This window comes from Gordonia sp. LMA167, assembly GCF_058130025.1.
The window spans coordinates 5,553,007-5,566,204 of sequence record NZ_CM176708.1 but is presented as its reverse complement, the minus strand read 5'-3'; the positions used below and the strand labels follow the sequence as shown (position 1 = coordinate 5,566,204).

Here is a 13,198-nt window from a genome sequence, read left to right as displayed (position 1 = left end):
GCGGACACGCCGAGCCCGGCTACCTCGCGGATCTCCTTGCGGCCGAACGCGCGACGTCCGTGCATTTCGTGCCGTCGATGCTGTCGGTGTTCCTCGACGTGGTGCCGGCCGACAAGCTGGCGCGGATCGACTCGCTGCGATGGCTCCTCACCTCCGGTGAGGCACTGCCGTCCTCGGTGGCGACTCGTGCACATGCGGCGCTGCCCGGCGCCGCGATCCATAATCTGTACGGGCCGACCGAGGCCTGCGTCGACGTCACGTCGGTGGATGTGACCGGTGCGGACGACGTCACGATCGGTGTGCCGGTGTGGAACACGTCGACCCACGTGTTGGATGCCCGGCTGCGGGTGGTGCCGCCGGGTGTTCCCGGTGAGCTCTACCTGGGTGGTGTGCAGCTGGCCCGCGGCTACGCGTCACGTCCGGGGCTGACCGCCGAACGCTTCGTCGCCGACCCGTTCGGCGAGCCCGGGTCGAGGCTCTACCGCACCGGCGACCTGGTGCGGTGGAACTCCCGAGGCGAGATCGAGTATCTGGGCCGCACCGACTTCCAGGTGAAGCTGCGCGGCCAGCGCATCGAACTCGGTGAGATCGAGGCGGTGATCGCCTCGGCGCCCGGGGTCGTGCACGCCGCGTGTGCGATCGCCGACGCCCCGACGGGCGGTAGGCAGCTCGTCGCCTACGTCTCACCGGCTTCGGTGGACAACGATGCGGTCAAGGCGGTGGTCGCCGACGCACTGCCGGAGTACATGCGTCCGTCGGTGTGGATGCTGCTCGACGACCTGGCCCTGAACAGCTCGGGCAAGCTCAATCGAAAGGCGTTGCCGGCCCCGGTGTTCGAGGTCGGTGAGTATGTTGCTCCGGCCACCGACGTCGAGGCCTCGGTCGCAGCGGTGTTCGCCGACGTGCTCGGTGCCGATCGGGTCGGCGTCACCGACTCGTTCTTCGACATCGGCGGCAACTCGCTGTCGGCGATGCGGGTCGCCGCACGGGTTGCCGACGACCTCGCGGTCGACGTGTCCGTGCGTGACCTGTTCGAGTCGCCGACCGTACGCGATCTGGTGATCGCCGTCGCGGGACGCGAGCAGACCGTGGCGCCGCTCGTCGCCGGTGAACGGCCACAACGGCTACCGCTGTCGATGGCTCAGGCCCGGATGTGGTTCATCAACCGATTCGACGCTGCCTCACCTGCCTACAACATCCCGATGGCGCTGCGACTGACCGGCGACCTCGATCTCGATGCGCTCACCGGCGCGGTCGGCGACGTCCTCGATCGTCACGAGGTGCTGCGGACCGTCTACCCGCTCGACGCCGACGGTCCGACGCAGGTCATCCTGGACCCCGAACAGGCTCGCGGGCAACTGGACTGGCGGGTGGTGGACGACGAGGCGGAACTCGCCGAGTCGGCGAGCCGCGGCTTCGACGTCACCGTCGACCTTCCGCTCCGCGGCCGCATCCGTCGCTCCGGAACCGACACCCATGATGTGGTGCTCACCGCCCACCACATCGCTTTCGACGGCGCTTCGACCGCCGTCTTCGTCCGTGACCTGCTGGGCGCGTACCTGAATCGCGTCGAGAACACCTTCTCCGTCGCGTCGCCGCTACCGGTGCAGTACGCCGATTACGCCCTCTGGCAACGCACGACGTTGGGCAGCGCCGACGATCCGTCGAGCAGGTTGGCAGGCCAACTCGCCTATTGGCGGGAACGTCTGCGCGGGTTGCCGTCGGTGACCGACCTGCCGATGGACCGGCCGCGTCCGTCGGTCATGGCCACGACGGCGGGAGTGGTGTCGATGACCGTGCCCGACGATCTGGCCCGGGGCCTGGAGGAGTTCGCCCGCGCGCACGGTGTGACACCGTTCATGGCATCGCATGCCGCGCTGGCGATCCTGGTGTCGCGGTTGGCGGCCACATCCGACGTGGTCATCGGTACGCCGATCGCCGGCCGCACCGACGCCGCGGTCGGCGACCTGATCGGTATGTTCGTCAACACACTCGTGCTGCGCACCATCGTCGACCCAGGTCGCCCGGTCGCCGAACTCATCGCACAGGTACGCACCGAGGATCTCGACGCGTTCGCCCACGCCGACGTCCAGTTCGAGGAGCTGATCGAGGAACTGGCACCGACCCGGTCGACGGCCTTCCCGCCGCTCGCACAGATCGCCTTCACGCATGTCGACGGCGATCCCGGTACGACGGCGTTGCACGCGGCGGGGCTGACCGCACAGGCCCTGGAGTTGCCCGATCAGGTTGCCAAGTTCGAACTCTCGGTGGCGGTGACCGACCGGACGTCGGCGTCGCCGATGACCATCGACTTCGTGTACGCCCGCTCTCTGTTCGACGAATCGACCGTGGCCGGCTTCGCCGACTCGTGGCTGCGTGTGGTCGGGTCGATGGTGGCGGATCCGTCGGTGCCGGTGGGCGACATCGAGCTGCTCACGCAGGCGGATTCGGCCGCCCTGGCACCGGTCACCGGTGGGCCGGCCATCGCGCCCCGGCCGCTTCCGGACCTGTTCGCCGACGCCGTGCGCGACCACCCGGACCGCCTGGCGGTCCTCGATGCGACAGGCGCCGCGCTGAGCTACGCGGACCTCGACGCGGCCTCGAATCGTCTTGCCCGTTGGCTGATCTCGCAGGGAATCGGTGTCGAGTCGCTGGTGGCGTTGGCGATCGGCCGGTCCGTGGAACTGCTCACCGCGATCTGGGCGGTGGCCAAGACGGGAGCGGGTTACCTACCGGTCGACACCGGCTACCCGGCCGAGCGTATCGCCCACATGCTCACCGACTCCGGGGTGCGGGTGGGCCTGACCACCGAGAGTCTCGGCTCGGCACTGGGCTCCGAGGTCGACTGGACCGCCGTCGATACGACGCAGTTCCGTGCGCACATCGACGGTCTGAGCCCGGAACCGATGTCCGCGGACGAACTGCTCGGCACACCGCACGTGGACGCGGTCGCGTACGTGATCTACACGTCGGGGTCGACCGGTACGCCGAAGGGCGTTCAGGTGACCGCGCGAGCACTCGAGAACTTCGCGAGGGCGGAGGTCGATCGGCTCGCGGTGACCGAACGATCACGTGTGCTGGGCTTCGCGTCGCCGAGCTTCGACGCCTCGGTTCTGGAATGGTTGATGGCCCTCGGAGCCGGTACGACCCTCGTCTATCGGCCCGACGAGGCCCTCGGCGGGGAACCGTTGGCGGCGTTCATCCGTGAGCAGCGGGCGACCCACGCCTTCCTGACCCCCACCGTCCTGGCCACTCTGGATCCGGAATCGGTGCCGGACCTGCAAGTACTCGCGGCCGGTGGCGAGGCCGTGCCGCCGTCGATGGTGGACCGATGGGGACCACGGGTCGGCTTCTTCGACATGTACGGCCCCACCGAGACGTCGATCGTGATCACGATGAGCGAGGCGATGCTGCCCGGCCGCGCCAAGACTCTCGGCGGCCCGATCCCGGGTGTGGGTCTGTTGGTCCTCGATTCCCGGCTGCGGGTGGTGCCCGCGGGCGTCGCCGGGGAGCTGTATGTCGTCGGTGGTGGCCTGGCCCGTGGCTACGTGGGGCGAGCAGATCTCACCGCCGGCCGGTTCGTACCCAACCCGTTCGGGCGTGACGGTGACCGCATGTACCGCACCGGCGATGTCGTGCGCTGGCGCCGCGGTGGCGCCGGGCACCTCGAACTCGAGTACGTCGGGCGTAGCGACGATCAGGTGAAACTGCGCGGCCTGCGCATCGAACTCGGCGAGATCGAGGCGGTGCTGGCCGCCCACCCGTCGGTCGAGTCCGCGGTGGTGATCGGTGTCGGGGGTTCGGTGGCCACCGCGCTCGCGGGCTATGTGGTCCTGCGCGACGCCGTCGACCCCGCCGAGCTGCGCACCCATGTCGGTGCGCATCTGCCGTCCCACATGGTCCCGGCGAGTATCGCCGTACTCGACGCGTTGCCGTTGACCCCGGTCGGGAAGCTCGACAAGCGTGCGTTGCCGGAGCCGGTGATCGAGGGTGGTCGGGAGTTCGTGCCCGCGGACGGCGACCGCGAGCAGACCGTGGCGCAGGTCTTCGCCGACGTGCTGGGCGCCGATGAGGTCAGTGTCGTGGAGAGCTTCTTCGACATCGGCGGCAACTCGTTGTCGGCGACCCGGGTGGCGGCGCGCGTCGCCGACGTGTTCGGCGTCGACGTCTCGGTCCGTGACGTGTTCGAGGCGCCCACTGTGCGCGCCCTCGCCGCCTCGGTTGCCGGCCGCGGCGCCGGACTGGCACCGGTGGTGCCCGTGGTGCCACGTCCCGAGCGGATCCCGGTGTCGTTCGCGCAGTTGCGAATGTGGTTCATCAACCAGTTCGACCCGTCGGTGGCGACCTACAACGTCCCCGTGCTGCTGCGCCTGGTGGGTGACCTGGATGTGCCGGCGTTGCGCGCTGCGCTGGTCGATGTCGTGGTGCGCCACGAGGTGCTGCGGACGACCTTCCCTGCGGTGGACGGCGTCCCGGTCCAGGTGATCGCGTCCGCCGACCGGGTCGGCGAGCACATCGACTGGGCCGAGGTGACATCGGCCGCTGACCTCGAGACCGCGGTGACCACCGGCTTCGACGTCTCCAGCGACTGGCCGCTGCGGGCCCGCCTCTGGCGTGTCGGCCAGGGTGAGTTCGTCTTCGGTCTGGTGGCACACCACATCGCCGCCGACGGTGAATCGATGGCGCCGTTGGTCGCCGATCTCGTCACCGCCTACGCCGCCCGTGCCGACGGTGCCGAGCCCGCCTTTGCGCCGCTCGACGTCCAGTTCGCCGACTTCGCGATCTGGCAGCACGATGTGCTGGGATCGGCCGACGATATCGAATCGCCTGTGGGACAACAGTTGGCATACTGGTCGTCGGCGCTGCGCGAGTTGCCCGACGTGCTCGAGCTGCCCACCGACCGGCCTCGGCCGGTGGTGGCGTCCGAACGTGGCGACCACGTGGCCTTCGAGATCCCGGCCGACGTGGTCGCCCGGATCGCCGCCGTGGCCCATGACCGTGGCGTGACGCCGTTCATGGTGGTCCACGCTGGTCTCGCGGTGATGCTCGCCCGGCTCTCGGCCGGCTCGGACATCGCGGTGGGCACGCCCATCGCGGGTCGAGGACAGCGCGCACTGGATGCGCTGGTGGGCATGTTCGTCAACACTCTGGTCCTGCGGACCGGAATCGACCCGGCACAGTCGTTCGCGGGGCTCCTCGATCAGGTCCGGGTGACCGATCTGGATGCGTTCGCGCATGCGGACGTGCCGTTCGAGACCCTCGTCGAGCATCTCGACCCGGTGCGGTCCGAGGCGTTCGCACCCCTGACCCAGGTGCTGCTGACCTTCCATCAGAACACGCTGCCCGAGTTCTCGGCAGTCGAGACGACGACGGTGGCGGGTCTGGAGATCTCGCCGGTCGAGGCGCCCCAGACACCGGCGAAGGTCGACCTCACGTTCGGCATCGCGGGTGGAACCGACGACGCGGCCTGGCCCGCGCAGATCGTGTACGCCACCGATCTGTTCGACGCCGCGACGATCCGCGCGATGGCGGAACGCTTCGTGCGGATTCTCGGCGTCTGCGTCGCCGATCCGGGCGTGGTGGTCGGCGACATCCCCATGCTGTCGAACTCGGAAGCCGATGTGCTGTCGGCACTTCCGGCGCCGGTGCTCGACACGGAGCACGGCGATGCGAGCCTGGTCGATCTGTTCCGGGCGACCGTCGATCGACATGGGGAGCGGACCGCGGTGACGGCCGACGGGACGTCGCTGTCCTACGCCGACATCGACCGCCGGTCCGATGCGGTGGCCTCGGCGCTGGTGTCCCGCGGGGTCGCCCCCGGTGATCTCGTCGGTATCGCCACCGCCCGCACGGTCGACCTCGCGGTGTCGATCGTCGCCGTCCTCAAGGTCGGCGCGGGGTATCTGCCCCTGGACACCACCAATCCGGCAGATCGATTGGCGTTCATCGTGTCCGACGCCGCAGTCGAGACCATCATCACCGATGCCGCGACGGCCGGCCACGAGCTGTTCGGCGCGCTGCCCGAGTCGGTGACGGCCGCCGACGTGGATGACCTGGCCCGCGCAGGTGCTCACGGCGATGTGCCGTCGGCGGCGGTGTCGCCGTCCGCACGGGCGTATGTGATCTACACCTCGGGCTCGACCGGTCAGCCCAAGGGAGTCGAGATCACCCACCGCGACGTGGTGACCCTGATGGACACCGCAGCAGGTGATTTCGAGTTCCGGCCGACGGACGTGTGGACCATGTTCCACTCCTATGCCTTCGACTTCTCGGTGTGGGAGCTGTGGGGCCCGTTCCTGTCGGGGGCCCGACTGGTCATCGTCGACCGTGGTCTCGCACGAGATCCCGATGCATTCGTGGATCTGCTCGCCGCCGAGCGCGTCACGGTGCTGAGTCAGACACCATCGGCGTTCTACCAGTTGATCGATGCCCGACGCCGCAACCCGGTGGATCTACCGTTGCGGTACATCGTGTTCGGTGGCGAGGCGCTCGGATTCGAGCAGGTGCGGCGATGGTACGGCGACCATCCGGCCGACACCGCGCAGTTGGTGAACATGTACGGCATCACCGAGACGACGGTGCACGTCAGCTTCCGCCCGCTCGACCGTGAGCTCGTCGCGGCCGGTGATGCGTCGCTGATCGGCCGGCCGTTGCACTCGCTGGCGATCCATATCCTCGACGACCGGCTGCATCCGGTCCCGCCGGGCGTCGTCGGCGAGATGTACGTCACCGGCGGCCAATTGGCGCAGGGCTATCTCGGTCGCCCGGGCCTGAGTTCGACGCGGTTCGTCGCGAACCCGTTCGATGCGCGGGGTGGCCGGATGTATCGGACCGGCGACCTGGCCCGTCGGGTCGGCGGTGACATCGAATACCTCGGGCGCGGTGACGCACAGGTCCAGTTGCGGGGCTTCCGCATCGAGTACGGGGAGATCGAGGCGGCGCTGCTCGGGGTGGACGGGGTGACGGCGGCCGCCGCGAACGTCATCGAACTGGCGGGCCGCGGTGAGCAGTTGGTCGGGTATGTGGTCGCCGCACCGGGAGCGGCGATCGATCCGCAGGTCGTGCGGGACACGGTCACTCGGGCGGTGCCGGGTTATATGGTGCCCGGCTTCATCGTGCCCGTCGGCGAGTTGCCGCTGACCGCGAACGGCAAACTCGATCGGCGTGCGCTGCCGGTGCCGGAACTCGACAGCGGTGGCGAGGACCATGTGGCGCCCGAATCGTCGGCGGAGGAGACTCTGGCCCGGGTCATGGCCGGCGTGCTCGGGGTCGACCGGGTGAGCGTGGCGGAGTCGTTCTTCGCGCTGGGTGGAGACTCGATCCTCGCGATCCAGCTGTCGTCGGCGGCCCGGGCGGCGGGATTCGCGGTGTCCCCACGCGACATCTTCGAACACAAGACCGTCCGGGCGATGGCGCAGGCGGTGGCTGCAGGCGGGGACCGGCTGCCGCTGCTGGCCGAGCCGGCCGGCGACGAGGATGACCGGATCACGATGCCCCCGGTGGCCGCGTGGATGACCGAGTTGTCGGACTCGGCAGCCGATTTCGCCGACTTCTCGCAGGCGATGGTGCTGGTGGCGCCCAACGGGCTCGACCTCGACATGCTGACCACGGTGCTCGACGTCGTCGTCGAGGCGCATCCGATGCTGTCGGCGAGACTCACCGGGGCCTCCGGGGAGTGGACGTACTCGATCGGCCGTGGTCCGGGCTGTGTGGCCGATGAGGTGACCGTCGACGCGGGGGTCGGCTCGGCGGACTTCTCGGACGCCCTGCGCGTCGCGCACGAGGAGGCGCTGGGCAGCTTGGACCCGTCGACAGGGGTGATCGTGTCGGCGATGCTCGTCTCGGGGGTCGACGGTGCCCGGGTGGTGCTGGCGATCCACCATCTGGGTGTCGACGCGGTGTCGTGGCCCATCGTGATCGAGGACATGATCACCGTGTGGGGCCAGTTGCAGACGGGTCAGCAGGCCCGTGTCCGCCCGGAGGTGACCTCCGCCCGGGCCTGGCATGCCGCACTGGCCGATCGGGCGTCCGATCGGGCCGGCGAGGTGGGGTACTGGTCGGCCCGTGTGGATCGCGAGCCCACCTCCTTCGGTGTGGGGTTCGACCGGGACCGCGACAAGTTCTCGACGGTCGGCTCGGTCACCGTGGATGTGGACGCGGCTACCACGGAGGCATTACTCACCGCGGTGCCTCAGGCGTACGCCGGGCATGTCAACGACGCGTTGGTGGCCGGCCTCGCGAGGGCGGTGCGGTCGTGGCAGCGCGAGGCCGGGATCGCCGACGACAATCCGGTGTCGGTGCTCATGGAAGGCCACGGCCGCTACGAGGAGGTGCTGGCGCGCGGCGACGATCCGCGCACCGCTGATCTGTCCCGCACCGCGGGATGGTTCACCACCATCGCGCCGGTCAGCCTGGATCCCGCCGACGATGTGGTGCACGCGGTGAAGGCCGCCAAGGAGGAACGGCTCTCACAGCCCGATCGTGGAGTCGGGTTCGGGCTGTTGCGGTTCGGCGACCACGCTCAGCTGGCCGACACGGCCTTGCCGTCCATCGGCTTCAACTTCCTCGGTGCCGGAGCACGCGCCGGCGCCGCCGACGAGGTCGCCGTCCCGTTCATGGCCGACACGCGCGCACCCGTGCTGCCGGCGACGGTGTCGGGTGCGATGACCGCGATGAATTCCCTGACCGTGAACGTGGGTGCCCGCGCCGACGAGCATGGCCGGGAACTTTCGGCGGAATTCCTGTTCGCCCGATCCGTGCTGTCGGAGGAGGATGCCGCCGACATCGCGGCGCGCTGGCGCCGCGAGCTGGTCGCGATCGTCGACCATCTCTCGCTCGTCGGGAGCCCGGGCCTGTCCCCGTCGGATGTGCCGGGGACCGCCGTCACCCAGGACGACCTCGACACGCTCGCGCAGCGGTTCCCCGGTGCGGACATCTGGCCGTTGTCGCCGCTGCAGAAGGGGTTGCACTTCGAGGCCGAACTGGCCTCGGGCAGCCACACACCGTCCGTCGACGTCTATGTGGTGCAGTCGATCCTGGAGCTGGGTGGGGAGGTGGACCTCGCGCGTCTGCACACCGCCGCACAAGCCCTGTTCGCCCACCATCGCGCCCTGCGGTCCGGGTTCGTCCGCACCGTCAGCGGTGCGGTGGTGGCGGTGGTCCCTGGCACGGTCGAGGTGCCGTGGGAACTGATCGACACCGACATCGAGGACACCGGCATCGACGACACCGTCGAGGACACCGGCGGCCTGATCGAGGCCAGGATCCGGATGGTGGCGGATGCGCAGCGGCGCGAACCGTTCGATCTCGAACGGCCGCCGCTCATGCGGTTCGCCGTGGTCCGCCATGGTGACACCGCCCATCTCGTGGTGACCAATCACCACATCCTGATCGACGGCTGGTCGGGTCCGCTCGTGCTGGCGGATCTGTTGGCGCTGTACGCCACCGGCGACACCTACACTTCTCAGATCGGTGGTGGGGACGGTGATTTCGAGGACTACCTCCGACACATCGCCGCCGCCGACGACTCGGCGGGACTGATCGCGTGGCGTGAGGTGCTGGCGCCGGTCGAGGCGCCGACGCTGGTGGCGCCGGGCGCTGTCGCGACAGGGGAGTCGTTGCCGCAGGACCTCTCGGTGATCCTCGACGCCGAACTGACCGCCGGGATCGACGCCGTCGCCCGCGCCGAGGGGGCGACGGTGGCGACCGTGCTGCAGTTCGCCTGGGCGGTGCTGCTGTCGCGGTTGACCGGCAACCGGGTGGTGTCCTTCGCGGAGACGGTGTCGGGCAGGCCGGCCGAACTCGCGGGGGTGGAGTCCATGGTCGGGTTGTTCATCAACACGCTGCCGGCGGTGGTGGACGTCGATCCACACGCCCCGATCTCGGCGGTTCTGGCCCGGCTGCAGGCCGCGAAGGTGTCGGTGCTCGATCATCAGCATCTGACGTTGCCGCAGTTGACCGCGCTGCGGCCGGACCTGACCGGTGCGCTGTTCGACACCCTGACCGTGCACGAGTCGTATCCGGTGGACTCCGATTCCCTGTCCACCACGGACGCATCGCTCACCGGCGGTCTGGAGATCCTGGACTTCGAGGGCACCGACGCCACTCACTATCCGCTGAACATGTCGACGTCTCCGGTTGCCGGAGAACGGATCTCGTTGACACTGAAGTATCTGCCGGATGCGTTCGAGGCCGAGCAGGTCCGGGTCTTCATCGACGCGCTCACCGAGATCCTGCGCACGGTCGCAACGCGACCGGACACACTGACCGCGGACATAGGGCTGCTCGCGCCCCGGTCCGTGGGGTCGCTCACGCCGGTGTCCGGGGGTGACGGCACGCCCGCGCGGCTGCTGGCCACGATGTTCGGCGACGCCGCACGGGCGCACCCCGACCGGATCGCGGTGGTCGACGGCAACGGTGTCGAACTGACCTATGCCGAACTGGACGCACGGTCGAACAGTCTTGCGCGCTGGTTGATCTCGCGGGACATCGGAGTGGAGTCGCTGGTGGCGCTGGCGATCGGGCGGTCGGCGCAACTGCTCACCGCGATCTGGGCGGTCGCCAAGACCGGCGCCGGCTACGTGCCGATCGACCCCGACTACCCGGCCGAACGCGTGGCCACGATGGTGGAGGACTCCGGGGCGATCCTGGGTCTGACCGCCGCCACCGGAGAGCTGCCGGATCAAAGCTTCGCATGGGTGCGACTCGACAGCGACGAGATCGGCGCGGAACTCGACATGTTCGGCGACGAAGAGATCAGCCCCACGGAGATCCTGGGCAGGGTCCGCCCGGAGAATGTCGCGTACGTGATCTATACATCGGGCTCGACCGGTCGGCCGAAGGGCGTCGCGGTGACCCACTCCGGCCTGGCGAACTTCGCCGCGCAGGAGACGCGTCGCCTGGACGTCGGCGAGGACCCCGTGGTGCTGGGATTCGCATCGCCGAGTTTCGATGCATCGGTCCTCGAGTACCTCCTCGCGACGATCAACGGCGGCACGCTGGCGTACCGACCGACCGATGCGGTGGGCGGCGCGGTGCTACAGGACTTCATGCGTGAGCATCGGGTCACGCACACGTTCCTGACACCGACCGTGTTGTCGACGCTCGATCCGCGGCAGCTGCCGGATCTGCAGGCGCTCATGGCCGGTGGTGAGGCGGTCCCACCCGGCGTGGTCGACACGTGGTCGCCGCACACGCGGATCCAGAATCTGTACGGTCCGACCGAGACCACCATCGGCATCACGCTCAGCGAGCCGATGCATGCCGGACGGCCCGTCCGGCTGGGCGGTCCGCTCGCGGGCGTCGGCCTGCTCGTCCTGGATCAGCGCATGTCGCCGGTTCCGGTCGGCGTCCCGGGGGAGCTCTATGCCGTCGGCGGAGCCTTGTCGCGCGGATATCTCGACCGGCCGGGACTGTCGGCAGAGCGGTTCGTCGCCAATCCGTTCGGGGCTGCGGGGGATCGCATGTACCGCACCGGTGACGTCGTCCGATGGCGATTCGGCTCCGCCGGAGATCTGGTTCTCGAGTATGCGGGGCGTACCGACGATCAGGTGAAACTGCGCGGACTGCGGATCGAGTTGGGCGAGATCGAGGCCGTGCTGGCATCGCATCCGGCCGTCGAGTCGGCGGTCGTGCTCGGCGTGGGCGGCTCGGTTGCCACGGCACTGGCGGGCTATGTCGTGGCGGACCCGGCGACCGACATCGCGGCGCTGCGCGACCATGTGGGTCGGCGACTGCCGTCGCACATGGTGCCGGCGAGTATCGCGGTTCTCGACGCCCTGCCGTTGACGCCGGTCGGCAAGCTCGACAAGCGGGCACTGCCGGCGCCGGTGATCGACGCCGCGGCCGACGAGTACGTCGCCCCGGACAACGAGGCGGAGGAAGCCGTCGCCGCCGCGTTCGCGGAGGTGTTGGGCGTGGCCCGGGTGGGTGTCACACAGAGCTTCTTCGATCTGGGTGGCAACTCGCTGTCGGCGACGCAGGTTCTGGCCCGGCTGCGCGAGGGAGGTCACGACCCGGAACTGGCCTGGCTGTTCAACGATCCGACACCGCGAGGGCTGGCGGCGCGGCTGCGCGGCGAGGTCACGGCGGCGGGCGAGGTGCTGATCACCTTGAACGGACAGGGGTCGCGGCCACCGCTGTTCTGTGTCCACCCGGCGGGCGGCCTCGCCTGGTTCTACGGCGGATTCGTGCCCTACCTGACCGATCGCCCGGTGTACGGACTGCAGGACCCGCATGTCGTCTCCGGCGAACCGAGCGCCCGGTCGATCGAGGCGATGGCCGATCGCTACCTCGAAGAGATCCGGCGGGTGTCGCCCCACGGGCCATATCACCTGCTCGGCTGGTCGCTCGGTGGCTATGTCGCCTACGCCATCGCGACCCGCCTGGCCGCGGAAGGCGAGGAGATCGCGTTCCTCGGCGTCATGGATTCCTCGCCCGTACCGGTCGCGGCCGCACCCGACGAACCGGCGCCGGTCGGTGTCGCGCTCGGCGGTGACTTCGTCGGTGACTTCCTGGGCGGTTGGCGTGACCTGTTCGATCTGGACGAGAGCGTCCACGCCGACAGCGCCGAGGAGGTCGCCGAGGTGATCCGGCAGCAGATCGCCTCGATGGGCCTGCTGGAGGCCGATCAGGTGCAATGGGTGATGGACAGCTTCGCCACCGGCGAAGCACTGGTGGCCGACTTCCGGCCGGACTCCTTCGACGGGCCACTGCTGGTGTTCACCGCGACCCGGGACAAGGCGGACCCGGGTGCGGTGGCCCGCGGGTGGGAGCCCTACGTCTCGGGACCGATCGCCAACGTCGACGTCGATGCGGACCACCTCGGTCTCGCCAATGCGGCGGCGCTCGAGGTCATCGGGCCGGCGCTCGACGACTGGCTCAACCGTCGCGGCCCGGGCCGCCACGGTGACGACAGCAACGTCTCCTACGGAAAGGATCGAGTATGACCAACCCCTTCGATGACGAGAACGGACGGTTCTACGTCCTGGTGAACGACGAGAACCAGCATTCGCTGTGGCCCACCTTCGCCGACATCCCCGCCGGTTGGACCAGGGTGTTCGGCGAAGACGGCCGCGCCGCGTGCCTGGAGTACGTCGAGAAGAACTGGACCGACCTGCGCCCGAAGAGCCTCGTCGATGCCATGGAGGGCGATGCTGTGGCGTCGAGTCAGACGTCCGGCGGGGCATCGGCGGAGTGA

2 protein-coding genes (1 of these 2 cut by a window edge) are annotated in these 13,198 nt (G+C 69.3%); both read left to right on the top strand.

Features of this window, described 5'->3' with window-relative positions:
• Positions 1 to 12,947, top strand: partial view of a non-ribosomal peptide synthase/polyketide synthase gene (locus ACVT6V_RS25265; protein ID WP_489896821.1) — the 3' portion only. 11,998 nt of this gene lie to the left of the window's left edge; only the last 12,947 of its 24,945 coding nucleotides appear in the window; its start codon lies off the left edge, out of view; its stop codon occupies positions 12,945 to 12,947.
• A complete protein-coding gene (locus ACVT6V_RS25260) occupies positions 12,944 to 13,198 on the top strand; it encodes an MbtH family protein (protein WP_489896820.1) in 255 nt (84 codons plus the stop codon). The genes ACVT6V_RS25265 and ACVT6V_RS25260 overlap by 4 nt, the downstream gene beginning before the upstream one ends.

What these genes read in the sequence shown, in the direction of transcription:
- ACVT6V_RS25260 (WP_489896820.1), top strand. Translation starts at nt 12,944, where the DNA reads ATGACCAACCCCTTCGATGACGAGAACGGACGGTTCTACGTCCTGGTG.